At 52.4% G+C, this 24,392-nt stretch carries 20 protein-coding genes; 13 read left to right on the top strand and 7 right to left on the bottom strand.

Features of this window, described 5'->3' with window-relative positions; all coding sequences use genetic code 11:
* Positions 1-74: 74 nt before the first annotated feature.
* Positions 75-1,637, bottom strand: a complete 1,563-nt coding sequence (locus GUC22_RS25305; protein ID WP_049131408.1) for a lytic transglycosylase F — start codon at positions 1,635-1,637, stop codon at positions 75-77.
* Between the two features lie 606 nt (positions 1,638-2,243).
* Between GUC22_RS25305 and GUC22_RS25300 the strand changes: the two genes are divergently transcribed.
* Positions 2,244-4,505 carry a TonB-dependent siderophore receptor gene (locus tag GUC22_RS25300; protein WP_082236843.1) on the top strand — a complete coding sequence of 754 codons (2,262 nt, stop codon included), beginning with the start codon at positions 2,244-2,246 and terminating at the stop codon, positions 4,503-4,505.
* Positions 4,506-4,778: 273 nt separating this feature from the next.
* Here GUC22_RS25300 and GUC22_RS25295 read toward each other — a convergent pair whose 3' ends face one another.
* Positions 4,779-5,123: a helix-turn-helix domain-containing protein gene (locus GUC22_RS25295; protein WP_004137534.1), complete on the bottom strand. Its 345-nt coding sequence runs from the start codon at positions 5,121-5,123 to the stop codon at positions 4,779-4,781.
* Positions 5,124-5,569: 446 nt separating this feature from the next.
* Here GUC22_RS25295 and bamA point away from each other — a divergent pair, with 446 nt between their 5' ends.
* A complete protein-coding gene (gene bamA / locus GUC22_RS25290; protein WP_098363136.1) occupies positions 5,570-7,993 on the top strand; it encodes an outer membrane protein assembly factor BamA in 2,424 nt (807 codons plus the stop codon).
* 319 nt (positions 7,994-8,312) lie between these two features.
* Entirely contained in the window at positions 8,313-8,702 is a 390-nt protein-coding gene (gene iraM / locus GUC22_RS25285; RefSeq protein ID WP_024360193.1) for an anti-adapter protein IraM, read from the top strand.
* A gap of 145 nt (positions 8,703-8,847) precedes the next feature.
* On the opposite strand, the gene GUC22_RS25280 is transcribed toward iraM, so the two are convergent.
* Complete coding sequence (locus tag GUC22_RS25280; RefSeq protein ID WP_004097808.1) at positions 8,848-9,129, bottom strand: YjcB family protein; 282 nt, start codon at positions 9,127-9,129, stop codon at positions 8,848-8,850.
* A gap of 544 nt (positions 9,130-9,673) precedes the next feature.
* Here GUC22_RS25280 and GUC22_RS25275 point away from each other — a divergent pair.
* Complete coding sequence (locus GUC22_RS25275; RefSeq protein ID WP_024360194.1) at positions 9,674-11,278, top strand: EAL domain-containing protein; 1,605 nt, start codon at positions 9,674-9,676, stop codon at positions 11,276-11,278.
* Here GUC22_RS25275 and soxS read toward each other — a convergent pair.
* On the bottom strand, positions 11,263-11,592 hold the full coding sequence (gene soxS, locus GUC22_RS25270) for a superoxide response transcriptional regulator SoxS (protein ID WP_004097813.1): 330 nt from the start codon (positions 11,590-11,592) through the stop codon (positions 11,263-11,265). The two genes, GUC22_RS25275 and soxS, sit on opposite strands and share 16 nt — an antisense overlap.
* A gap of 84 nt (positions 11,593-11,676) precedes the next feature.
* Between soxS and soxR the strand changes: the two genes are divergently transcribed.
* Both soxR and GUC22_RS25260 read left to right on the top strand, forming a co-directional pair.
* Positions 11,677-12,135: a redox-sensitive transcriptional activator SoxR gene (soxR, locus tag GUC22_RS25265; RefSeq protein ID WP_004097815.1), complete on the top strand. Its 459-nt coding sequence runs from the start codon at positions 11,677-11,679 to the stop codon at positions 12,133-12,135.
* A 258-nt stretch (positions 12,136-12,393) separates the two neighbouring features.
* Entirely contained in the window at positions 12,394-13,062 is a 669-nt protein-coding gene (locus GUC22_RS25260; RefSeq protein WP_004137527.1) for a glutathione S-transferase family protein, read from the top strand.
* A 125-nt stretch (positions 13,063-13,187) separates the two neighbouring features.
* On the opposite strand, the gene GUC22_RS25255 is transcribed toward GUC22_RS25260, so the two are convergent.
* A complete protein-coding gene (locus GUC22_RS25255; RefSeq protein WP_160183849.1) occupies positions 13,188-13,346 on the bottom strand; it encodes a hypothetical protein in 159 nt (52 codons plus the stop codon).
* A 105-nt stretch (positions 13,347-13,451) separates the two neighbouring features.
* Between GUC22_RS25255 and GUC22_RS25250 the strand changes: the two genes are divergently transcribed.
* Entirely contained in the window at positions 13,452-14,801 is a 1,350-nt protein-coding gene (locus tag GUC22_RS25250; protein WP_024360196.1) for an NCS2 family permease, read from the top strand.
* 146 nt (positions 14,802-14,947) lie between these two features.
* Positions 14,948-16,594 carry a Na+/H+ antiporter gene (locus GUC22_RS25245; protein WP_004137520.1) on the top strand — a complete coding sequence of 549 codons (1,647 nt, stop codon included), beginning with the start codon at positions 14,948-14,950 and terminating at the stop codon, positions 16,592-16,594.
* A gap of 185 nt (positions 16,595-16,779) precedes the next feature.
* Here GUC22_RS25245 and GUC22_RS25240 read toward each other — a convergent pair whose 3' ends face one another.
* Positions 16,780-17,667 (bottom strand): LysR family transcriptional regulator, encoded by an 888-nt coding sequence (locus GUC22_RS25240; RefSeq protein WP_024360197.1) that lies wholly within the window; start codon positions 17,665-17,667, stop codon positions 16,780-16,782.
* A gap of 305 nt (positions 17,668-17,972) precedes the next feature.
* On the opposite strand from GUC22_RS25240, the gene GUC22_RS25235 reads away from it, so the two are divergent.
* The 3 genes from GUC22_RS25235 (at position 17,973) to GUC22_RS25225 (ending at position 21,877) form a co-directional block, all read left to right on the top strand.
* The gene (locus tag GUC22_RS25235; protein ID WP_004137517.1) at positions 17,973-18,911 is read left to right on the top strand and encodes an AEC family transporter; all 939 of its coding nucleotides are present in this window, start codon (positions 17,973-17,975) and stop codon (positions 18,909-18,911) included.
* Positions 18,912-18,940: 29 nt separating this feature from the next.
* Entirely contained in the window at positions 18,941-20,650 is a 1,710-nt protein-coding gene (locus tag GUC22_RS25230; RefSeq protein WP_160183848.1) for a thiamine pyrophosphate-requiring protein, read from the top strand.
* Between the two features lie 99 nt (positions 20,651-20,749).
* On the top strand, positions 20,750-21,877 hold the full coding sequence (locus GUC22_RS25225) for an NAD(P)-dependent alcohol dehydrogenase (RefSeq protein ID WP_024360199.1): 1,128 nt from the start codon (positions 20,750-20,752) through the stop codon (positions 21,875-21,877).
* Between the two features lie 60 nt (positions 21,878-21,937).
* On the opposite strand, the gene GUC22_RS25220 is transcribed toward GUC22_RS25225, so the two are convergent.
* Positions 21,938-22,834 (bottom strand): LysR family transcriptional regulator, encoded by an 897-nt coding sequence (locus GUC22_RS25220; RefSeq protein ID WP_024360200.1) that lies wholly within the window; start codon positions 22,832-22,834, stop codon positions 21,938-21,940.
* 103 nt (positions 22,835-22,937) lie between these two features.
* Between GUC22_RS25220 and GUC22_RS25215 the strand changes: the two genes are divergently transcribed.
* Positions 22,938-23,348 (top strand): CidA/LrgA family protein, encoded by a 411-nt coding sequence (locus GUC22_RS25215; protein ID WP_024360201.1) that lies wholly within the window; start codon positions 22,938-22,940, stop codon positions 23,346-23,348.
* Positions 23,341-24,030 carry an LrgB family protein gene (locus tag GUC22_RS25210; protein WP_024360202.1) on the top strand — a complete coding sequence of 230 codons (690 nt, stop codon included), beginning with the start codon at positions 23,341-23,343 and terminating at the stop codon, positions 24,028-24,030. The genes GUC22_RS25215 and GUC22_RS25210 overlap by 8 nt, the downstream gene beginning before the upstream one ends.
* The last annotated feature ends 362 nt before the right edge of the window (positions 24,031-24,392 follow it).

Genomic DNA, 24,392 nt, shown 5'->3' with positions numbered 1-24,392 from the left:
GTTGTGAAGTCAGTTCTGAAAAAGCCCCAGCCCGGGGCTTTTTCTATTTTGAAACGCGGTTTTTCAGCGCTATTTCACCGTGAAGCGGGCGTGGCCGCAGCGGCTGGCGTAGCTGTCGCGGGCGGCATGACCGGATTTTTGGCGGCCGCTGTCGCCAGCTGCTTGCGCGCCATTTCATCCACAATCAGCCGGTAAGCGATGTAATATTTATAGATATTGCTGACATAGCTTACGGTCTCGGAACCGATCTTCTCGGCGGCCAGATACTCCACGTTGCCAAACCAGACGTTTGGATCAAAACCGCGTTTTTTGGTATCCGCCCGTAGCCGGGCAATGCGCGCGGGGCCCGCGTTATAGGAGGCGAACGAGAAAAGCGCTTTATCAAGCTGGGTCATCGGTTCATCGCCATAATAGCGGTCTATCATCCAGCGCATATATTTCACCCCGGCATGAATATTGGGGTCGAGCAGTTTAATATCGCCGACGTTCAGCTCCCTGCCGGTGCCCGGCATTACCTGCATAACGCCAATTGCGCCGACGTGGCTACGTACAGACTGATTAAGCCGCGACTCCTGATAGCCCTGCGCCGCCATCAGCAGCCAGTCAACGTCGTAGCGATCGCCATATTTGCGGAAGATCTCCACCATGGTCAGAAATTTACGCCGCTCTTTTTGCGCTGCCGCGTTTTTAACGTATCGGGCATCCTTCAGGTAGCGCAGCAGAATCGTATTACCCAGCTTGCTGCCCTGACGATTTTTGTTGATGAATTCATTAAGCAAGGCCAGCAGCTGCGGGCTGTTGTTGCGTACCGCCCAGCCGATATTGCCTTCGTTGCGCAGAATGATGTTTTGATGAACCTGAATGCTGGGGAAGACCTGCTTCCAGAACAGTGCCTTGTGGCGGTCGACGACGGTCAAGGGAATCAGGCCCGCGCTGAGCATCTCTATCAGATCTTCATCCTCCAGCGCTTCGGGCGCCGGTGTGAGGGTGATGGGGGGCAAAGATTGCTGCGCAAAGCGCGCGTTGAGCGCAACAAGGCTCTCGTAATAGCTTGATGAGGTGCGCACAAAGACCGTTTTACCGGAAAGCTGCTGCAGATTTTCCACTTTGGGGGAACCCGGGCCGGAAAGGAGCAGCTCCTGAACGTGAGAGTATATCGGCGCGGTAAAGGTCATCTCCTGCTGGCGAGCGGGGGTAATCGTCAGGTTGGCGGCGATAATATCCCCTTTACCGGCGTTAAGCGCGCTGATGAGCTGGTCGCGGGCAACTGGCACAAAGATGATACGGACCTTAAGATGACGATGTTTAAGCTTTTTCTCCTTCGCCAGGCTTTGGTTAAGGCTACGTTCAAACTCCATAAAAATATCGTGAGTGGCGCCACGCTGAGTGCCTTTGTTAATAAAGAAAAAGGTTTTGCTGAAGGTGGTTAATACGCGAATAGTTCGCCGGTCGAGCATTCCGGGTAAATCTCCCTTCCAGGGCTGTAGCATATCGTCAACGTCGACCTTCAGGGCCTCTCGTTCCTCTGGCTCTGACAGTTTGTTCTCAGCGGCGGCGTAAACGGAGGTGAAGCATAGCAGGGCGGCAAAGCATGCGAGCCCGCCGACAAGGTATCGATAGAACGATGAAGTGTTCATGGCGCGGTGCTCCGCAGGGGGATTTTCTTATTTTAGTCAATTCCACGCCGTTAGCATCCCCGGCGATCGCGTATGCGAGTCGGCTAGTCCGCTATTTTAATTATTCTATTAATTTACAATGACGATATTTATCGTGAAATAATAAACCCACACGCCCTAATTAATTATGGAGATAATATGTCTGAATTGTGTTTTTTTAATGTGGATATACTTCAGTTATTTAACTGTTCTAAAAATAAAAAACGACTTTAGCTCTCTTATCTTTTTGTTTTTATTGATTTGTTAAAAATTATCCGTGCGGTGGATAATTATCCACTTGATAATAAATCTCATTTCTAATAACGTTGTGTGGCACAAGACTCCTATTACTGCTGTTCGGCGAATGCTGTCAAAGAATAGCACGGTGCGTTTATTTCTTCATTTTTGCCAGAGTAATAAATCTATTTTGGCTGCTCATTATTTATTGCTATTCCGCTATTTAAGCGGGAGGGCCCGGCTACGCCAAAAGCAGAGATACTGTGCTTGCATAAAAGTCGTTACCGTTGTTTACCTGACTGATGAAGAAGACGTGCCCCGACAGCTAAAAAGAAAAACAGGGCATATTCCATGAAATACGATTCACACTACTCGCTGGCCGTGCTGATCCCGATGGTCATCTGGGGAGGGACGCTGCCGGTTCAGGCCGCTGATGGCAGCATGCCAGACGATACGAAGATATCTGAAACGGCTGCGGTAAATGACGATGAAACGATGGTGGTCACCGCGGCGGCGCAGACGCTGCAAGCCCCCGGCGTATCGACCATCACCGCTGAGGAGATCCGTAAACATCCGCCCGCGCGCGATGTCTCCGAGCTGATTCGTACCCAGCCCGGCGTCAACCTCACCGGTAACTCCACCAGCGGCCAGCGCGGTAATAACCGCCAGGTCGATATTCGCGGCATGGGACCGGAGAACACCCTGATTCTGGTGGATGGTAAACCGGTGACCAGTCGTAATTCCGTGCGCTATGGCTGGCGCGGCGACCGCGATACGCGCGGTGATACCAGCTGGGTACCGGCGGAAATGATCGATCATATCGACGTGATTCGCGGCCCTGCGGCGGCCCGCTACGGTAACGGCGCGATGGGCGGGGTGGTGAATATCGTCACAAAACCGGCCACCAGCGAGTGGCATGGGTCCTGGAATACCTATATGAACGCACCTCAGCATCGTAAAGAGGGCGCGACGAAGCGGACAAACTTCAGCCTCAATGGTCCGCTATCGGATGAGGTCAGCTTTAATTTATGGGGAAACCTGAGCAAAACGCAGGCCGATGCCCAGGATATCAACGCTGGCCACGAAGCGGCGCGAACCGGTAGCTATGCGGGATCGTATCCTGCAGGGCGCGAAGGCGTGGTGAATAAAGATATCCACGGTAAGCTGCGCTGGGAATTTGCGCCGATGCAGGCGCTGGAGTTTGAAACCGGCTACAGTCGCCAGGGCAACCTGTATGCAGGCGACACGCAGAATACCAACACCAGCACGCTGGTGAAAAGTCTGTACGGGAAAGAGACCAACCGCCTCTATCGCCAGACGTATGGCGTCACGTGGACCGGCGGCTGGGATAACGGCGTGACCAGCAATACCTGGGCGCAGTATGAGCACACCCGTAACTCGCGTATGAACGAGGGACTGGCTGGCGGAACGGAAGGGATCTTCTCCAGCAGCGAATTCTCCGATATCGACCTGTCGGATGTGCTGCTGCACAGCGAGGTGAATATTCCGTTTACCCTGGGATTCGAACAGAATCTGACGCTGGGTACCGAGTGGAACCAGCAGCGGATGAAAGATGGCGTGTCGACCACCCAGTCGCTCTCTTATGGCTCCATTGACGGTATGTCGGCAACCGGACGCAGCCCCTATTCCAGCGCCGAGATTTTCTCGCTGTTTACCGAAGACAATATCGCGCTGACCGAGAGCACTATGCTGACGCCGGCCCTGCGCTTCGACCATCACAGCATCGTCGGCAATAACTGGAGCCCCTCGCTGAATCTCTCGCAGGGGCTGTCGGATGACTGGACGCTGAAGCTTGGCATCGCCCGCGCGTATAAAGCGCCGAACCTTTACCAGCTCAACCCGAACTATATTCTCTACAGCAACGGCCAGGGCTGTTATGCCAGCAGCTCAGCCTGTTACCTGATGGGGAACAGCGATCTGAAGGCGGAAACCAGTGTCAATAAAGAGATTGGCCTTGAGTATAAGCACAACGGCTATCAGGCGGGGCTGACCTGGTTCCGTAACGACTACCATAACAAGATTGAGTCGGGCTACTCGGCGGTGGGGACGGCCAGCAATGGCACCACCAATATTTACCAATGGGAAAACGTACCGAAGGCGCTGGTTGAAGGGCTGGAAGGTTCGCTGAATCTCCCGGTAAGTGAAACGGTCAACTGGAGCAACAACCTGACGTGGATGCTGCAGAGTAAGAACAAGACCACCGGCGATCGCCTGTCGGTGATCCCGCAGTTTACGCTGAACTCGACCGTCAGCTGGCAGGTACGCGACGATCTTTCGTTGCAGAGCACTTTCACCTGGTACGGCCGTCAGAAACCTAAACGTTTCAACTATAAAGGCGAGGCGGTATCCGGCAGCGAATTAAATGAAGTGAGCCCGTACAGCATTGTCGGGCTCAGCGCGACCTGGGATGTGAATAAAAACCTGAGCCTGACCAGCGGAGTGGATAATCTGTTCGATATTCGTCACTACCGTGCCGGTAATGCGCAGACAACGGGGAATTCGACGACCGGCGCTTATCTGTATGGCGCAGGGGCGGAGACCTATAATGAATCGGGACGGACGTTTTATATCAGCGTGAATACGCATTTCTGATCAACCACCCGATCATCCGCCGGAATAATGAACTATTCCGGTTTTTTTATTTTAGCATCAAGGAGATTGGGTTCGGATATAAATTATGACAAAATCTCCATGGCCTCTACACAATTAATTCAACATAGCAGCTTACACTGCTTCCTGTTGATCGGGTCTGCCTGATCCCAGAAACGATTAACGGTGGCATCCTGCCATTTCCATTCTAAAGTTGTTCCTCTTCCCCCTTCCATTCCCAACCGCAGCAATGCGGAGGAGGGGGAGCCTCTATCATCATATATTCAGGATTTTGCGCAGCTGGGCTGGCGTCATCATATAGTACCTTTTAAAGGTGCGGTTAAAGGCGCTGATATCTTCATAGCCCGCCAGAATACAAATATCAACGATGCGAAAAGCCGGTTTAACCTTTAATAAATCAAGGGCTAATTGCATCCGCTGCTGGCGGATATAGGCCATTGGCGACATATTAAAATAGTGACGAAACAGGCGAAATAGGTGCCATTCGGAATAGCCGGAAAAGAGGCTCAGCGCCCGCATGGTGAGCTTCTTCTCAAGGTTGTTTTTTATCCAGCGCACCAGCTCGCTCAGCACTGAACGCTGAATTTCATTTCGTGGCATGATATCGACTCATTTCATTATGATGGCAATCTGGCTGCATAATTTATTCACTATCTCTTCATTTTATCTACGGGGTTATAGGTTAGTTTGTGGCTGTTCCTGGTTTATCCCAGAGAGCATCATTCCTAACAAGATCTTTTTCCCCCTTTCAACCAATGCGAAAGGGGGCTTTTTATTTTTTTAATTAAAAAACAGGCGGTGTAGAATTTTAATGTTGCCTGGAAATGCTTATCTGACTGGGTGGGGGAAAGAAAGTTCCATTAAAAAATAATTTTTTCAACATTCTCACACATCCATTTTTTCTCCATTTTCTCGTCATAATTGCGTGCAATTCTGCGCCTCGTTCAGGTTATTTAAAACTGCGTCAGAATTTGTCTGGCACACTGAACTGCATTATTCCCAGCAGGATATCTGCTATTGCCAAATATCTTTTAGACGACACCTCCATGCTAAAAAAAACGAGTCTCATCGCCGGTCTATTGATTTCCCCTTTAACGCTTTACGCATCAACCGCCTATACGGTAGATGACATTCGTTTCGAGGGGCTACAGCGCGTTACCGTTGGCGCTGCGCTACTGAGCATGCCTGTTCATACGGGAGAAGAGGTTTCTAATGAGGATATCAGCGATTCGGTCCGCGCCCTCTATGCCAGCGGCAACTTTGAGAACGTGCAGATCCTGCGCGATGGCAGCACGCTGGTGGTGCAGGTTACAGAGCGGCCAAGCATCGCTAAAATCAGCTTTTCCGGGAATAAATCCGTTAAGGATGATGCCCTCAAAGAGAATCTGGCCGCCACAGGTATTGAAGAGGGCAGCGCGTTGGATCGCAATGCGCTCACGGAAATAGAAAAAGGGCTCCAGGATTTTTATTACAGCGTCGGGAAATATAGCGCTCAGGTTCACGCTGTCGTCACGCCGCTGCCGCGTAATCGCGTTGATTTAACCTTTGTATTTCAGGAAGGGGTATCGGCAAAAATCGCGCAAATTAATATTATTGGCAACCAGGCTTTTAGCACAGAAACGTTGCTGGACCAGCTGCAGCTACGCGACAGCGTTCCGTGGTGGAACGTGATTGGCGATAAGAAATACCAAAAGCAAAAGATGGCGGCGGATCTGGAGACCATTCGTAGCTATTATCTCGATCGCGGCTATGCGCGTTTTACCATTAATTCGAGTCAGGTCAGTATTACCCCGGATAAAAAATCGCTGTATATCACGATCAATCTTAGCGAAGGCGATCGTTATAAAGTGACCAGTACGGTCGTGACCGGCGACATGGCGCAGCATAGCCAGGAAATTGAAGCGCTGGTGAAGCCTTTAGCGGGGAAATGGTACAGCGGCGCGGAAATTACGGCGTCTGAGAACAGCATTAAGACGCTACTGGGAAAATACGGCTATGCCTGGCCGCAGGTGAACACCGCGCCGGATATTGATGAGGCGAAAAAAAACGTCGTTTTGCATATTAACGTGGATGCCGGCCGCCGTTATTCGGTGCGTCAGATTCGCTTTGAGGGTAACGATACTTCCCGCGATGCAGTGCTGCGTCGCGAAATGCGCCAGATGGAAGGCGCGTGGCTGAATGACGAGAAGGTCGAGCAGGGAAAAACGCGGCTGGATCGTAGCGGATTTTTCGAAACCGTCGACAAGCAGATCGTTCCGGTTAGCGGTAGTCAGGATCAGGTGGACGTGGTCTATAAGGTGAAGGAGCGCAATACCGGCTCCTTTAACGTGGGTCTGGGCTTCGGTACCGACAGCGGCGTGAGCTACCAGCTCGGCGTCACGCAGGATAACTGGCTGGGGAGCGGCAATAGCGTCAGCTTCAACGGCACGCGCAACAGCTACCAGTCCTATATTGAGCTGGGGGCGACGAATCCTTACTTCACCGTGGATGGCATCAGCCTCGGCGGCAAAATCTTCTATAACAGTTACGATGCTTCTGATGCCGATTCCGGCAGCTACAACCAGCAAAGCTACGGCGTTGGCAGTACGCTGGGGTTCCCGATTAGCGAGAATAACGCTCTTAACCTGGGCCTGGACTATGTCCATAACCGCCTGACCAATATGGACCCGGAGCTCACCACCTGGCGCTATCTTAACTCGCGGGGTATCTATCCTGACGTCGTCACCAAAGATGGCGACAGCGGCGCCACCTATAGCGCCAATGACTATTTTGCCAGCGTTGGCTGGAGCTATAACAACCTCGATCGCGGCTTCTTCCCGCGCGCGGGGAATAAAAGCAGCCTGACCGCCAAGGTTACCATGCCCGGTTCGGATAACAGCTATTACAAAGTCACTTTCGATACCACCCAATATATGCCGCTGACCGAGAGCAAAAGCTGGGTGTGGATGGAGCATCTGCGCGCGGGCTATGCCGATGGGCTGAACGGCAAATCGGTACCGTTTTATGATAATTTTTATGCCGGCGGATCGTCGTCGGTTCGCGGTTTTTCGTCGAATACGATTGGCCCAAAAGCGGCTTATTATCGTTGTAATGGTTCTGAAAGCAGCTACAGCGCCTGTCCGCTGGACTCGTCTTCCGATGCGGTTGGCGGTAACGCGATGGCGGTGCTGAACAGCGAGTTTATTGTGCCGACGCCGTTTGTGAATGACAAATACGCTGACAGCCTGCGGACGTCGCTGTTCCTCGATGCCGGTACGGTATGGAGCACCTCCTGGCAAAATACCACCCAGACGCTGGCGGCCGGGATCCCTGACTATGGCGATCCGTCGCATATCCGGATGTCCGCCGGGATTGCGGTGCAGTGGATGTCGCCATTAGGCCCGCTGGTATTCTCATGGGCCGAGCCGTTTAAAAAATACGATGGGGATAAAGCTGAACAGTTCCAGTTTAATATTGGTAAAACATGGTGATACCGGCGTTTAATATGCGCACAATAGCTTAGATATTTTTGATTCATTCCCAGTGTAATATTACAGGCTACTGCTGTTGGTAGCCTGTAATTTATTGTCAATATATTCTTATTTATGTATGCTCATGACTGGCGCTGCCGTTGATTATTATGACTAACCATTCATTGTTATAATGCAATATTCACGCTACATCTTAGTGAGTATAAAGCACTTTGAGTATTGTCTGATATCACATTATTAATCGATCGCCTTGCGGTTAGCTATGATGAATGCTATCAATAATAGAGTCATTAATCAGCAATGCACGCAAGGATAGAAAATGAAATGGACTATTCATAATACTCTTGTCTGCCCACATTCCGGGGTGGCTTTTTCCTCAATTTCCAGCCTACGGTTTTTAAAGTTTATTCTTTGGTATGAGGCCGACATTTTATTACTGCCGGGCGAGTCGATAAAACTCTACTCATCGAGTGTGTTAATCAACGAGCAATATCACGCGGTAAAAGTTTATAACATCACGCGATACGATGAGGCGCAGTGGGAGAAGCTGCGGGAGCGGCCTTCCTGCCCTTATCATTCTACCGCCACGACGGCAGACTCCTGCCGTTACCAGGCGCTCTGTGCCATAAAACGCTGCCCGAACGACTTTCCACGCGCAGTACCGGGGCTGCCGTCGGGGCAGCGCGATCTGGGCCAGCGGATGCGTTAAAACCTGGCGGCTACCTTGCCATCGCTGCGGTTTATGCTGGTGATGTATTTAGCTGTCGCAGAGGAGGGAATTGCTGCGCACCTGTCCGGGCCAGGGCGTTACTGCCCGGACAGGTACACCGGCGCCCGGCCAGGGCGGGCGGACATCAGGTCATCATCATCGGCCATTCAGGCGGAGTCTGGCTCATGACTTCAATCATCACGTCCTTGATATTGCCCCAGATTTTCGCCACGTCCAGCAGCGTGATGCCTAACAGACCGGTGGCGAACCAGCAGGCCGCGGCCAGGCCCATACAGCTACAAATCACCGCTAAACCGGCATAATCGCTTTTACGTAGCTGAATGTTTAACGAGCTGGCCAGAAACATCAGCACTGCGCTCACGAGCGGCCAGCGCAAAAGTACGACACTGGTAGTAATGGAAGCCATCAACCTATCCTCAACGAAATTTGGGAGCCTGTGACAACCGGGTGAGACTGACGATGGTACGGTGCTCTGGCTATCTTCAGGCAAACAAGATCGTAATGAAACAACGTTTTTGTTTCATCAACTAATGTGAACTATATCACACTTGTTCTTTTATTGACCAGCCCAAAAAAGGTCTTTTATGGCGCCTGTTAACCATTCAAATAGCATGGTTAATAGGGAGGGGTAGGATTCTTCTTTCAGCGTGAAGGCCGATTATAAGGGATTCCCGGCGACTTTTCTTTTTTATATAGTTTTATGTTCTACGGATTTTGTTACTTATTCCGGCTAATTATACGGATAAACCGAATAACATAGTGGAGCTAATCTCATTCTGTTGAGAATGTTTCTCCAGACTTCTATAAGCCAGTATTATTCATAATTCATCGTCATGAGGTTTTTACGTCAAAGCATGGGTTGCTGAGATGCCCTGATTCATATCAAAGTAAGCAGAGTCATCGGGGTAGCTCACCTTGATTAAGGCGTATCGCATGGATAAGAAGCGGAAATGAATCATAGCGCGCCACGTAAGGCGTTGAGAATATTTGGCATCGTGTTAGTCATTCTGCTACCGGTGCTGCTGGCGTTGTGGTTTGCGCAGATACGCGCCAAAGCGGAAACCGGCGATCAGCTGCGGTTGTTTTCTCGGCTGGCGCTGCAAAAAACGGAGTTGGTGATTCGTGAGGCCGACGAAGCGCGGGATAAAGCCCGTTTGTATCAGGGAGAGATATGTTCGCCGCAGCATCAGCAATATCTGCTCGGGATTGTTCGCGGTCTGCTCTATATCGACGATTTAATCTACGCCAACGGCACCCATTTTTTCTGCTCCACCACGGTACGCCGCCCGACGGGGTGGCGAATTCCGGCCGCAACCTATACCAAAAAGCCGGATATCGCGATTTACTACTACCGCGAAACGCCTTTCTACCCAGACTACGCGATGAACTATATGCAGCGCGGCAACTATGTGGTGGTGGTGAATCCGCTCTCATACAGCGCGTTGATAACCAGCGACCGCAACCTCGCCTGGGGCGTTTTTGACACCAAAACCCGGCAGTTTTTTTCCGTCAGCAAGAATGCCGACCCCGCTGAGCTGCATCGTCTGATTCGCGCTGAAGAGGCTTTATTTCATCAGGATGGCCGCGTTTATACCATCGCCCATTCCAGCGTTCGCCCGATAGCCGTCATTATGTCGACCTCGCGCGTCAGCTATTATCAGAATTTTTATAACCAGGTCACGTTGACGTTACCGCTGGGGCTGATTTGCAGCGTATTGCTTTTACTGGTGTGGTCGCGCACCCGGCAGCAGTACCACTCTCCGCGCAAGATGCTGCAGCGGGCGTTGAGCCGTCGCCAGCTGTGCCTGCACTATCAGCCGGTTATCGATATTAAAAATCACCGCTGCGTCGGTACCGAAGCATTATTGCGCTGGCCGGGTTTTGATGGCCCGGTGATGAGCCCGGCGGAGTTTATTCCGCTGGCGGAAAACGAAGGGATGATCGCGCAGGTCACCGACTATGTGATAGAAGAGGTTTTTGCCGATCTTGGCGAGTTTCTGGCACGGCAGCCGCATCTGTACGTGGCGATTAACCTTTCCGCTTCCGATTTCCATTCTGCGCGCCTGATTGAGAACATCAACGAGAAGATCCGCCGCTATGCGGTCAAAGCGGAGCAAATTAAAATTGAAGTGACCGAACGCGGGTTTATCGACGTGGCGAAAACGACGCCGGTGATTCAGGCGTTCCGCGAGGCGGGATATGAAATCGCCATTGATGATTTCGGTACCGGGTACTCCAACCTGAACAACCTCCATGCGCTCAACGTCGATGTCCTTAAGATTGATAAATCTTTTGTCGACATGCTGACGAGCAACACCACCAGCCACATGATTGCCGAGCATATTATCCAGATGGCGAACAGCCTGCGCTTAAAAATCGTGGCTGAAGGCGTCGAAACGGCAGAGCAGGTCGCATGGCTCCAAAAGCGCGGCGTGCAATACTGCCAGGGATGGCACTTTGCGAAAGCGATGCCGCCGCAGGAGTTCATGCAGTGGCTGGCGAATGACCGCATCAGCCTCTGCCCTTATCAGCAGCCTTATCAGGCAGAAATTTGATGGCGATAGGCGGTAGGCGTACGGTCAAATTCGCGGCGGAACACCCGCGAGAAGGTCTGCTGCGACACATAGCCGAGATCCATCGCGATATCAAAAATAGGACGTTGGGTGGTTCTTAGCGCTTCCGCGGCGAGCAGCAGGCGGCGCTGGCGAATGTAATCTCCCAGCGTTTGATGCATCACGGCGCGGAACATCCGCTGTAGATACCATTTCGAGTATCCCGATTTTCTGGCGACTATATCAATGTTAAGTGGTTGATCGATATGTTCATCAATCCATTCAATAAGCGTTTGGATAATATCCTGATGGGACATAAAGCGGCCTCTCTCAATTCTCGATTCGTCGTTTTGTCTGCGGGCGAGTATAATTCCTCAAGTTAACTTGAGGTAAAGCGCTTTATGGAAAAGAAATCACCCCGCATCAAAATGCTGCTGACGCCCGGCGAAGTGGCAAAACGAACCGGCGTGGCCGTCTCCGCGCTGCACTTTTATGAAAGCAAAGGGCTGATCCACAGCCAGCGCAACGCGGGCAATCAGCGGCGCTACCGGCGCGACGTCCTGCGCGCGGTGGCGATCATTAAGATTGCGCAACGTATTGGTATCCCGCTGGCAACCATCGGCGACGCGTTCGGCGTACTGCCGGAAGGGCATAACCTCAGCGCTAAAGAGTGGAAGATGCTGTCGTCCCAGTGGCGGGAAGAGCTGGACCGGCGCATCCATACCCTGACCGCGCTGCGCGATCAGCTCGACGGCTGCATCGGCTGCGGCTGTCTGTCGCGCCGCGACTGTCCGTTACGCAACCCGGGCGATAAGCTGGGCGAAGAGGGGACCGGCGCGCGATTGTTGGAAGATGACTAAAAAAACTAAAGCGCCACAACAGGGCGCTTTAGTTGTTTTCCGGTCTTGGTCTTTCGCTCTATCCCGCTGGTACGCAGGAGGGTTTCCCCCGACGTCGGCTCACCTCAGTATTGCGCAATCTTTGATGGAGGTTCCGGTTTGCGCCGACACTTTAAGTGTGGCTCTTTTCTCTGAATTTGCCTCTTCCGTTTGCCGAAAAATTCCCGTCATTCGCCGCCTGTTCCTATAGTTAATTTGAACAAACAGCGGGAGAGGCCCATGTTAACGGTACATCATCTCAATCAGTCACGATCGCAGCGCGTATTATGGGCGCTGGAAGAGCTGCAGCTGCCTTATCAGGTTGTCTCTTATCAGCGGGGAAAGGATATGCTCGCCCCGGCGGAATTAAAAAGCGTTCATCCGCTGGGCAAATCGCCGGTTGTCGAGGATAACGGCCATATTCTGGCGGAATCCGGCGCCATTCTGGAGTATTTACAGGAAACCTATGATAGCGCCAGGCGCTTAAAGCCCGAGTCGGTGGAAGATAAGCTGCAATATCGTTTTTGGCTGCACTACGCCGAGGGTTCGCTAATGCCCCTGCTGCTGATGAAGCTGGTATTTGCCAGCCTGGGTAAACCCCCGGTGCCGTTTGGCATGCGCACGTTGGGCAATGCGTTGGGCAAAGGGGTGCAAAAGGCGTGGCTTAACCGTCAGCTGGAAACCCATGCCCGCTTTATTGAGGCGCACCTTTCCCGCCAGCGCTGGTTTGCCGGCGCGGAGCTAAGTATGGCCGATATTCAGATGAGCTTTCCGGCGATGGCGCTGCTGGCGCGCGGCGGCGTGGATGATTTACCGCATCTGACGCAGTGGGTTCAGCGCGTAGAGCAGCGCCCGGCCTGGCAGAAGGCGATTGAGCGCGGGGGGCCGTTTACCTTACCCGGCGAGTAAACTATTACTAAAGCCGATGACCGACGAAAATTGCTATCAGCGCAATACAAAAATGTTACCGGATTGCGCATGGACGATAACGTTTGCGCATCGGCTGGTTATTTCCTGAACGTCATAAGCGAAATTTAGCGAAATACGACAAACTTCAGTTGAAAAGGCCCGTCTAAAGGCTGGATAATCGTTTGCCTTTTTATTTTGCTCATCATTTCCTCTGCTAACAGGGGGGGAGCAAAGTCATTCTTCACACCGTATTGGATGCGCGGAGTTAAACGTTTGCTTTTCACAGCCCCTGGCGCTGCGATGTAGCACAAGGAGATCGCGTTTAACTGGCAGTGGATGGTCCACCACGCATCCAGACGAACGATAAAAATTCTCAGGGGAAGTTTTCTATGTCTACGCCTTCTGCGCGTACCGGCGGTTCATTGGACGCCTGGTTTAAAATTTCTGCTCGCGGCAGCACCGTGCGTCAGGAAATCGTTGCCGGTCTTACCACCTTTCTGGCGATGGTCTATTCCGTCATCGTGGTGCCGGGTATGCTCGGTAAAGCGGGTTTCCCGCCGGCAGCGGTATTTGTCTCCACCTGTCTGGTTGCCGGCGTCGGCTCGCTGGTGATGGGCCTGTGGGCGAACCTGCCGCTGGCGATTGGCTGCGCCATCTCGCTGACCGCGTTTACCGCCTTCAGCCTGGTGCTGGGTCAGCAGATCAGCATTCCGGTCGCGCTGGGCGCGGTCTTTCTGATGGGCGTGTTGTTTACGGTGATTTCCGCAACCGGTATTCGTAGCTGGATCCTGCGTAACCTGCCGCAGGGCGTGGCGCACGGCACCGGGATTGGTATCGGCCTGTTCCTGCTGCTGATTGCCGCCAACGGCGTGGGCCTGGTTATCAAAAACCCGCTGGATGGTCTGCCGGTGGCGCTGGGTCATTTTGACAGCTTCCCGGTGATTATGTCGCTGATCGGGCTGGCGGTGATTATCGGCCTTGAAAAACTGAAAGTACCGGGCGGTATCCTGCTGACGATTATCGGCGTCTCGATTATCGGCCTGATCTTCGATCCTAACGTCCACTTCACCGGGATTTTCGCCATGCCGTCGCTGAGCGACGATAAAGGCAACTCGCTGATCGGTAGCCTGGATATCGTGGGCGCGCTGAACCCGGTCGTGCTGCCAAGCGTGCTTGCGCTGGTGATGACCGCGGTGTTTGACGCCACCGGTACTATCCGCGCGGTGGCCGGTCAGGCGAACCTGCTGGATAAAGACGGGCAAATTATTAACGGCGGCAAAGCGCTGACCACCGACTCCCTGAGCAGCGTTTTCTCCGGCCTGGTGGGCGCGGCACCGGCGGCGGTGTATATCGAATCGGCTGCCGGTACGGCGGCGGGCGGCAAAACCGGCCTGACGGCAGTGACCGTTGGCGTGCTGTTCCTGCTGATCCTGTTCCTCTCGCCGCTCTCCTATCTGGTTCCGGCATATGCCACCGCTCCGGCGCTGATGTACGTCGGCCTGCTGATGCTGAGCAATGTGGCGAAAATCGATTTCAACGACTTCGTCGACGCGATGGCGGGCCTGATTACCGCGGTCTTTATCGTGCTGACCTGCAACATCGTGACCGGTATCATGATCGGCTTTGCGGCGCTGGTGATTGGACGCCTGGTGTCCGGCGAATGGCGTAAGCTAAACCTGGGTACGGTGATCATCGCCGCGGCGTTGGTTATCTTCTACGCCGGCGGTTGGGCGATTTAACTTTTCCTGCTAACAACGGGCGGCTTTGGCCGCCCGCTTAATTTTTAAGCCACATCCTGTTTCCTTTTGCGTTAATCTGAGTAGCGTATTATGCCGAGACATGATGCCTCAGATGTAAAAAAAGAAACGCAGCAAACAGGGAACACATGGAAATATTCTTTACCATACTCATCATGACCCTCGTGGTCTCTCTCTCCGGGGTGGTTACACGCGTACTGCCCTTTCAGGTTCCACTCCCCTTAATCCAAATCGGCATCGGCGCGCTGTTGGCCTGGCCTACCTTCGGATTGCATGTCGAATTCGACCCTGAACTCTTTCTGGTTCTGTTCATTCCGCCGCTGCTTTTTGCCGACGGCTGGAAGACGCCGACCCGCGAGTTCATTGAGCATGGGCGAGAAATTTTCGGTCTGGCGCTAGCGCTGGTGGTGGTGACGGTGGTCGGTATTGGCTACCTCATCTACTGGATCGTTCCGGGTATTCCGCTGATTCCGGCTTTTGCTCTGGCGGCGGTACTGTCGCCAACGGATGCCGTGGCGCTGTCCGGGATTGTCGGCGAAGGGCGCATCCCGAAAAAAATTATGGGGATTTTGCAGGGCGAGGCGCTGATGAACGATGCCTCCGGCCTGGTCTCCTTGAAGTTTGCCGTTGCGGTGGCGATGGGCACGATGGTCTTTACCGTCGGCGGCGCGACGGTGGAGTTTTTCAAGGTGGCTGTCGGCGGTATTCTCGCGGGCTTCGTGGTCAGCTGGCTGTACGGGCGCTCGATGCGCTTCCTCAGCCGCTGGGGCGGCGATGAACCGGCGACGCAAATTGTGCTGCTGTTCCTGCTGCCGTTCGCTTCTTACCTGATCGCCGAGCATATCGGCTTTTCCGGAATCCTGGCGGCGGTCGCGGCGGGGATGACCATCACGCGTTCCGGGGTGATGCGCAGCGCGCCGCTGGCGATGCGCCTGCGCGCCAACAGCACCTGGGCGATGCTGGAGTTCGTGTTTAACGGCATGGTCTTCCTGCTGTTGGGCCTGCAGCTGCCGGATATTCTCTCCACTTCGCTGGTGGCCGCGGAAGCGGATCCCAACGTCGAAACCTGGATGCTGTTTACCGATATCATCCTGATTTATGCCGCCCTGATGCTGGTGCGTTTTGGCTGGCTGTGGACGATGCGCAAACTCAGCCAGCGTTTCCTGAAAAAGAAACCGATGGAGTTCGGCTCCTGGACCACGCGCGAGCTGCTGATCTCCTCCGTCGCCGGCGTCCGCGGGGCGATTACCCTTGCCGGCGTGCTGTCGATTCCCCTGCTGCTGCCGGACGGCAACGTCTTCCCGGCGCGCTATGAGCTGGTGTTCCTCGCTGCCGGGGTGATTCTGTTCTCGCTGTTCGTCGGCGTGATTGTGCTGCCGATTCTGCTGCGGCATATCGAGTCGAGCGATCATGTCCAGCAGCGCAAAGAGGAGCGTCTGGCGCGGGCGGCAACCGCGGATGTGGCGATTGTCGCGATTCAGAAAATGGAAGAGCGCCTGGCTGCGGATACCAAAGAGAATATCGATAATCAGCTGCTGACCGAGGTCAGTTCCAGGGTCATTGGTAACCTGCGTCGTCGCGCCGATGGGCGCAACGATGTTGAAACCTCGATGCTGGAAGAGAGCCTCGAACGCCGGTTCCGTCTGGCGGCGCTGCGCTCAGAACGCGGGGAGCTGTACCACCTGCGCGCTACCCGGCAGATCAGTAACGAGACGCTGCAGAAGCTGCTGCACGACCTCGACCTGCTGGAAGCCCTGTTAATCGAAGATCGCTAAACTTTTCCCGGTTCCCCGATGGCCTTCGCCGCTCGGGGAACCGGGATTTCACGATGCGCTAGCCGATGAACCCGCAACATTATGTACGCTATCATCACGGATTTTATTTGCCTGTGCGAAGAAAGGGAGTGCCTGGCAGATTAGAAGATCTGCGTAATTGCAGAGTAGTGAATAAAATAAAGGCGTTATCTTTTTAGAAACTGGATGAATTTTTTAGAGGTTTCAGAAAGAATGCCAAAATGAGTATAAATAAAGAAATCTCTTATGAAAATGGTATTTTCAATTGCTAGCGGTTTAATTAGGCCGGCGGTAAGTTCGAGGTGATATATCGGGGCTGGCATCGAGGTTAATAAATCACTGTTGCATATGAGGGATTTTATCGCGGATGATGAAGAGCATTCGATAATCGGTTTTGGCGGCGTCATGTTATTATCATGATAGACTTCGGTTAATATCTGCATAGGGGTGCTATCGTTTGGCGGCATAATCCACGAATATTCTTCAGTGTCCTGTAATTTCAAGTTTTTTTTGCCCTGTAACGGATGGTTGCTACGCGAAATAATCTGTATGCTATCCGTGAAGTTTATTTTTCCACGCTCGATGATTTTATCATTATGCGGCAACGGGCCGCATATGGCGATATCGATGTCATGAGTTAATAATGATTTAAAAAGCTCTGAATCTATGCGATCCTGGATCTTAATATAAATATCAGGAAAGGCCTGATGGAAGTTGTTTACTTTCTCGATAAAATGGCTGGATAGAAAACTGGATACGCAGCCAGCTCTGACTATTCCTTTCCCTGAACCATTAATAAGATCCAGTTCCTGGCGCGCTTTTCGCTCGGTGTTCATTAAGGTAATGGCATGAGGTAAAAAGGCCGTGCCCAGCTCGCTCAGTGAGACCCCATGCTTATGCCGTTCAAATAGCGTGGCATTCAAATCTGACTCAAGGCCGGATAACAGTCGGCTCAGGCCAGATTGCGTTATTCCAAGTTTGCTTGCCGCAAGAGTGAGGTTACCCTCTGAGGATACCATGATAAATGCCTGTATTTGCTTCATTTTTATAGACATGTCAAATACTCATTAAACGGTACGTTTTCGCATTGTATATCAATTTTATTCTATATTACTATCAATGGAAATTATGTAGACAGCATCAAGAAAATAAATTTTCCTGAAAGTGATGGGTAATTATTCATTAAACTAATTAATTGCTCATTGTAATCTTATATTCATGCCTGACGCGTAAGAATACAATGTGTGCCTGCGGGAGAAGTATCATGGCGATAGCGGGAAGGAGTCCTTAGTAAGAGTTTTAATCTGTTCGGCTTTAAATCACATATACCTGAAAATTGGTTCTGAAGAGAAATGACACTATGACAAATAACAGTATTCTCTTAATTCTTGGTGCCATCTTACCTGTAATAGTAACCGTTTTGCTTGGTTACATCAGCGGTAAGCGAAAAGATTTTGCGTGGGAGCAGGCTGGCGCGATAAATAAACTCGTCATGCTCTATGCTCTCCCCCTTAGTATTTTTAGTAATATGGTGATGACCCCGCGTAGTATTGTTATGAATATGGGGCCCGTTGCCGCCGCGATTATCGTTGCGCTAATTGTAAGTTTTTTAATTCCATTGCTTGTTGCGCGTTATATCTGCAGGCGGGATCTCTCTTTAAGCACGCTACAGGCGCTGGCGATTGGTTCTCCTGCCGTTCCTTTTATTGGGACATCGGTGCTGGCTTTTTTATTTGGCACGGTAAGCGCATCGCTGATTACGGTATCAAGCATTACGCAAAACGTTTTTCAACTTCCGCTGGTTATGATATTAATGTCGTATGCTTCCGGCGACAAAAATAATACATCGTTTATCTCTAGCGTGATTAATGCTATTAAACAGCCGGTAGTCTGGTCGCCGGTTCTGGCTCTTATTATCGTGATAATGGATATCCATATTCCCGAGACCGTGGCCATGTCGTTAGGATTATTGGGTAAAGCAACCGGGGGACTGGCGCTGTTCTCGGCGGGTATTGTGCTCTATGCGCGTAGTGTAGTGATTACGCTGCCTACTATTATTACCGTTATAGCCAGAAATATTATCGTTCCCGGACTGTGTTATTTCGCGCTGGTCGGCCTCGGTTTCTCAATGGAGCAAATTAAAGAAGTCGTATTGACGATGGCTATTCCAGTGGGATCGATTGCTATCATTATTGCAATGCAATATAAAACGGGTGAACAAGAAATGGCCTCGACCATGGCGTTGAGTATTATTGCCTCGATCCTGACCATGGGTGGATTCATCCTGTTAACCTTTTAATTATGCAGATAGAATAATCAGGTGAGAATATGCAATTAATTAATATATCTGCCGCGGAAATGATATTATATCGTTTGCAGGCGCTTGGCGTTGAATTCATCTTTATCAATTCAGGAACGGATTATCCGCCGATGGTTGAGGCCTACTCTCGCTTAAAAAGCGAAGGGCGTTTGGTTCCTGAATTTGTGGTTTGCCCGCATGAAAACGCCGCGATTGGCATGGCCCATGGATACTATCTGGCAACCGGTAAAGTGCAAGCTGTGATGGTGCATACGAATGTCGGGTTGGCTAATGCCGCATGCGGGATTATTAATCTTGCCAATAGTAATATACCGGTAATCATTTTTGGCGGGCGCACGCCCATCAGTGAACATTCTCATTTCGGCTGCCGGAATACGCCTATCGGCTATGGCCAGGAAATGCGCGATCAGGCCGCGCTGGTTCGTGAATCGGTTAAATGGGATTTTGAATTGCGTTATGCCGATCAGGCCGGGGAACATGTCGATCGCGCCTGGGCGATTGCGAACTCTTTGCCCAAAGGACCGGTTTATTTAAGCTTGCCACGCGAGCCTTTGTGCGAAACTTTTGCCACCGACTCGGCCGCCCTGAACTGCCGGCCCTCCCAGCAGCCGATAAGTTTTTCCCCGGCTCCGGACTCGCTGTCAATGGCTGCCACGCTGATTGCCAACGCCAGGCACCCGGTTATCTTCTCGCAAAGAGGCGCAAGGACCCGGCAAGCCTTCGACCTGATTAGCACCTTCGTCGAACAGTGGGCGATTCCGGTGGTGGAATATTGGGGGACCGAGGTGACCATTTCCGCTGCCCATCCGATGTATGCCGGCAATGAGCCAGCTTACTGGTTGTCAAAAGCGGATGTGGTCATCGTCATTGACTCGCAGGCGCCCTGGATGATTGAGAGTATGAACGTTAATCCGGACTGCAAGGTTATTCAAATTGGTCCCGACCCGCTCTTCTCACGCTACCCGGTTCGCGGGTATCAATCTGATGTTAACCTGGCTGGTGAAACGGATACGATATTCAAATTACTGGATAATGCATTAAAACCTTATCTGGAGGGGAAAAGCGCGAGCGTCGAGGAGCGCTATTCCCATGTCGCTGCGCATAATAAAAAAGAAAGAACCACAAGAGATAACGTTGTTGATTCCGCAAACGCAGGGCCTATCGGCAAGCCATGGTTAAGCTATTGTCTGGGAGCGCTGGCTAATAAATACAACGGTAAAATCACATCTGAATTAACCACATTACCGCAGTTCGCCAACTTCATTCAGCCGGAAAGCTATTATCAGGAAGCGCTCTCCGGCGGACTGGGTGAAGCATTCCCTATCGCCCTGGGATTACAGCTAGCCAATCGCGATGAATTAGTCATCGCCGCCGTTGGCGATGGTTCTTATCTGTTTTCCAATCCCGCGGTATGCCATCACATTGCCGAGGTAATGAAGCTTCCCGTGCTGGTTGTCGTTGGCAATAACGCTGGATGGGGCGCGGTGGCCGGTGGAACGCTGGCGCTATATCCGGACGGCTATGCGGCGAAAATGGATAAGATTCCGGCGACATCATTTACGTTATCGCCCGATCTGGCGGCTATCGCTGCATCAAGCCGCGCGGTCGCGATGAAGGTAGATCGCGCTGAGGACTTACTCGATACCCTGGAGGAAGCCGTCAATATTATTCGTACTCAGAAGCGTTCGGTGCTGGTTGACGTCATTCTCGGGAAATAATACCTGACTGGCGGCCGCCGCCTTGTTGCTGGCGGTGGTATGCCAGAGATGACGACGCGTTCTCTTCTGGCTTTGGGGAAGGTTAATTAAGGAGATTGTATGACCGAGCATTGCGCTTTACCGGGATCGTTTAAGGCTGCCGTTGTCCGTCAGCCGGGCGGCCCTTTTGAACTGGAAACCGTCCAGTTAAATTCGCTTCAGCCTCATGAGGTCGTTGTTCGTATCGTGGCGACGGGGATGTGCCATACCGATATGGTTGCCCGCGATCGGCTCTATCCGATCCCGCAGCCTATCGTGCTGGGCCATGAAGGGGCAGGAGTGGTGGAGGCCGTCGGGGCGGAAGTACAAAAAGTGGTCCCCGGCGATCATGTCGTACTGACGTTTTTATCCTGCGGCGCTTGCCGTCCTTGTCTTGAGGGCGTGCCGGCCAGTTGTCAAAACTTTAATGCCCTGAATTTTTCCGGCCAGCGTAGTGATGGCAGCCATGCGCTATGCCACCATGGCAACCAAACGCTGCACGATCGCTTTTTCGGCCAGTCATCTTTCGCCGCGTTCTCCGTGGTCGATCAGCGTAATCTTGTTAAGGTTCGCCCGGATGCGCCGCTGGAGCTGCTTGGGCCGTTGGGTTGCGGTATCCAGACCGGCGCCGGAGCGGTGTTGAATGCATTAAAAGTAGCAGCCGGAAGCTCTTTTGCCGCCTTTGGCGGCGGAACGGTGGGATTAAGCGGCGTCATGGCTGCCTACGTCGCCGGGGCAACAACTATCATCGTCATTGACGTGGTTGAGGAGCGCCTGGCATTAGCGCGTGAGCTGGGTGCAACGCATGTGATTAACAGTAAGAAAGAAGATCCCGTTGAAGCTATCCGGCATATCACTGGCGATGGCGTTGACTTTAGCCTGGAGTCTACCGGGCGGCCTGAGATTGTCCGCGCCGCCGTTGAGGCGCTACGCCCACGTGGTATGTGCGGTATTGTCGGCGCCTCAAAAACCGGGACCACGTTCGCGCTGGATATGAATGATGTGATGCAAAACTGCAAGGTATTGCGCGGCATCGTTGAGGGCGACAGCATCCCGGATATATTTATCCCGCAGCTGGTTGAGCTGTATGTGCAAGGGCGTTTCCCCATTGATAAGCTGATACGTTTTTATCCCTTCGAGGAGATTAACCAGGCTGCTCACGATAGCGAGTGTGGGAAAACCATTAAACCCGTTATTCGAATCGGATAAAGGCAGGCTAGCGCAGCATACCTGCCGAGCTTTTGGCGAAAGGTATGCTTCCCACAAGATCTATCCAGCGATATCGTCGCTCAACCAAAATGCCTTACTACATTCCAGCCACGCCCGCGCGCTGTGCGACATATACACGCCTTCCCGCCAAATCATTCCCAGCTCCCAGCGCAGCTCGCTCTGTAATGGGATCCAGCAAAAGCTCCGCGGGTCGAGACGCTGGCAAATCGGTTCCGGCAAAATCGCAACGCCAATCCCTGTCTGCACCATGGCGGCCAGAAAATCCCACTGTCCGCTGCGCACGGCGATGCTCGGCTTGACGTCATGTTGAGCAAATAGCCGCATCAGCTGCTGGCTGAGGGCGAAATCCTCGTTGTAAATCACCAGCGGATACGCGGCGAGCGCTTCTGGCGACAATGACGCAATGCTTTCCCACTGCGCCGTCCTCGGCGTCAGCACGCAGAGCGGATGGCTGAACAGAGATAGCGTGGTCAGGCCGCTGGCCTCGTCAACCGGGAGCGCCGTCATGGCTAAATCCAGCTCGCCGTTGCTTACCGCTTGCTGCACGGTCAGCCCGCCAAATTCGGCGATTTTCAGTTCGACGCCCGCATAGCGCTGGCGAAAGCGGCTAATTGGTTCAGCCATCAGCATCCCGACCATCGGTGGGATGCCGAGGCGCAGCACGCCTTTATGCAGATGATTTATATCGCTTAGCTCCGACTCCAGCTGATGAAATTCGCCAAGAATAGCCTGCCCGCGCTCGAAAACCACCCTTCCGGTATCGGTCAGCAGCAGCCTGCGCCCGTCGCGGATCAGCAGGGTGCAGCTCAGCTCATCTTCCAGATTTTTTAGCATTTTGCTGATGGTGGGTTGCGTGACGAATAGTTTTTCCGCCGCGCGGGTAAAGCTTTGCTGGCGAACGACCTCGACAAAATAGCGCAGCGTTCGAATATCCATAATTATTCCCTGAGACTATACCTGTGATGATTTTAATTCATTTCTGCCGGGGCTGGCGGCTCTCTATACTGCCCGCCTGTCTTCTTTTTATGGAATGCCGCTCATGGCCTTTGCGCTGGCTCGCGTGACGCCTTGTATTATGCAACGCCTGCAGGTACCGGTTCAGGTCCTGATCTACGCCGGAGTGTTTGTCTGCGCTGAATATTTAGTTAACTGGCTGCATCTGCCGCTTCCGGCGAATCTGGTCGGCATGCTGATGCTGCTGGCGCTGATTGTTTGCCGCATTATCCCCCTAAACTGGGTACGGGCCGGCGCCCGCTGGCTGTTGGCGGAGATGCTGCTGTTTTTCGTGCCGGCGGTGGTGGCGGTCGTTAACTACGCGCAGTTGCTGATGGTTGATGGCTGGCGCATCTTTCTGGTGATTGGCTTAAGTACCATGATGGTGCTGGGCGCAACGGCGTGGGTGGTTGATAAAGTATATCGCTATGAAGTGAGCAGGATGAAACATGAGTGATTTTCAGCTAAGCGTCCTGTGTCTTCTGGTCACGCTGGGCCTCTATTTTTCCAACAAGCGGCTTTATCGTCGCTTCCATAAACTGCCCTTGATGCCGCTAGTTTTTACCCCGATTCTGCTGGTCATATTGCTGATTTTCGGTCATATCTCTTATCAATGCTATATGGGAGAGGCCCACTGGCTGCTGTGGCTTCTGGGGCCGGCGACGATCGCTTTTGCCGTACCGGTGTATGACAATCTGGCGATCATTAAGCGCCACTGGATGTCGCTGACTGCTGGAGTGACGACCGCATCGGTTGTCGCGGTCACCAGTTCGGTGTGGCTGGCGCGACTGTTTACCTTGCCCGATGAGATCCAGCGCAGCCTGGCGGTACGTTCGGTTACCACGCCCTTCGCGCTGGCGGCAGCCAAACCGCTGGGCGGCCAGCCTGATTTAGTCGCCCTGTTTGTCGTGGTTACCGGGGTATTTGGCATGGCGGTGGGCGATGTGCTGTTTCTGCGTCTTTCTATCCGCGAGGGGATGGCCAAAGGGGCAGGGTTTGGCGCGGCATCGCACGGCGCTGGTACCGCGCGTTCTTATGAGCTGGGGCCGCAGGAGGGCGTCATCGCCAGCCTGGTGATGATGCTTTCCGGGGTAGTCATGGTGCTGGCGGCGCCGTTGGTACGCTGGGCGCTGTTCTGACATCATTGAGCTCTTTTTGGCAGATGAGCCTGATGAGGGGTGATTTTTTGAATGCTTCTAATGACGAAGTTTAGCACTATGCGTTATTTTTCTTTTAGCGGTAATAATTCAATCAGTTGCGTGGATGATAGCATTTGGATGCGCTGGTGTTTTATTCTTAAATGTGTTCACGAATATTCTTAATGACTTTACGTTTTATTTGTAACTAAATGTGTCATTTTTGAAGGCATTTATTTGTTATTTGAATTTATATTAATTGTGATATTTTTTATGTGAATATGTGAGATTTATAATCACCTGATTTTATTTGATTATTTTTAAATTATATTTAATGGTTATTAATGTGAACTATTTATGATCCT

The organism is Klebsiella sp. MPUS7 (assembly GCF_009905335.1).
Taxonomy (GTDB): Bacteria; Pseudomonadota; Gammaproteobacteria; order Enterobacterales; family Enterobacteriaceae; genus Klebsiella; species Klebsiella grimontii.
This window is presented reverse-complemented; position numbering and strand designations above follow the sequence as displayed.

Excerpts from the sequence above, each read along its gene's own strand:
- GUC22_RS25305 (WP_049131408.1), bottom strand. The coding sequence starts at position 1,637 with ATGAACACTTCATCGTTCTATCGATACCTTGTCGGCGGGCTCGCATGC.
- GUC22_RS25300 (WP_082236843.1), top strand. The coding sequence starts at position 2,244 with ATGAAATACGATTCACACTACTCGCTGGCCGTGCTGATCCCGATGGTC.
- GUC22_RS25295 (WP_004137534.1), bottom strand. The coding sequence starts at position 5,123 with ATGCCACGAAATGAAATTCAGCGTTCAGTGCTGAGCGAGCTGGTGCGC.
- bamA (WP_098363136.1), top strand. The coding sequence starts at position 5,570 with ATGCTAAAAAAAACGAGTCTCATCGCCGGTCTATTGATTTCCCCTTTA.
- iraM (WP_024360193.1), top strand. The coding sequence starts at position 8,313 with ATGAAATGGACTATTCATAATACTCTTGTCTGCCCACATTCCGGGGTG.
- GUC22_RS25280 (WP_004097808.1), bottom strand. The coding sequence starts at position 9,129 with ATGGCTTCCATTACTACCAGTGTCGTACTTTTGCGCTGGCCGCTCGTG.
- GUC22_RS25275 (WP_024360194.1), top strand. The coding sequence starts at position 9,674 with ATGAATCATAGCGCGCCACGTAAGGCGTTGAGAATATTTGGCATCGTG.
- soxS (WP_004097813.1), bottom strand. The coding sequence starts at position 11,592 with ATGTCCCATCAGGATATTATCCAAACGCTTATTGAATGGATTGATGAA.
- soxR (WP_004097815.1), top strand. The coding sequence starts at position 11,677 with ATGGAAAAGAAATCACCCCGCATCAAAATGCTGCTGACGCCCGGCGAA.
- GUC22_RS25260 (WP_004137527.1), top strand. The coding sequence starts at position 12,394 with ATGTTAACGGTACATCATCTCAATCAGTCACGATCGCAGCGCGTATTA.
- GUC22_RS25250 (WP_024360196.1), top strand. The coding sequence starts at position 13,452 with ATGTCTACGCCTTCTGCGCGTACCGGCGGTTCATTGGACGCCTGGTTT.
- GUC22_RS25245 (WP_004137520.1), top strand. The coding sequence starts at position 14,948 with ATGGAAATATTCTTTACCATACTCATCATGACCCTCGTGGTCTCTCTC.
- GUC22_RS25240 (WP_024360197.1), bottom strand. The coding sequence starts at position 17,667 with ATGTCTATAAAAATGAAGCAAATACAGGCATTTATCATGGTATCCTCA.
- GUC22_RS25235 (WP_004137517.1), top strand. The coding sequence starts at position 17,973 with ATGACAAATAACAGTATTCTCTTAATTCTTGGTGCCATCTTACCTGTA.
- GUC22_RS25230 (WP_160183848.1), top strand. The coding sequence starts at position 18,941 with ATGCAATTAATTAATATATCTGCCGCGGAAATGATATTATATCGTTTG.
- GUC22_RS25225 (WP_024360199.1), top strand. The coding sequence starts at position 20,750 with ATGACCGAGCATTGCGCTTTACCGGGATCGTTTAAGGCTGCCGTTGTC.
- GUC22_RS25220 (WP_024360200.1), bottom strand. The coding sequence starts at position 22,834 with ATGGATATTCGAACGCTGCGCTATTTTGTCGAGGTCGTTCGCCAGCAA.
- GUC22_RS25215 (WP_024360201.1), top strand. The coding sequence starts at position 22,938 with ATGGCCTTTGCGCTGGCTCGCGTGACGCCTTGTATTATGCAACGCCTG.
- GUC22_RS25210 (WP_024360202.1), top strand. The coding sequence starts at position 23,341 with ATGAGTGATTTTCAGCTAAGCGTCCTGTGTCTTCTGGTCACGCTGGGC.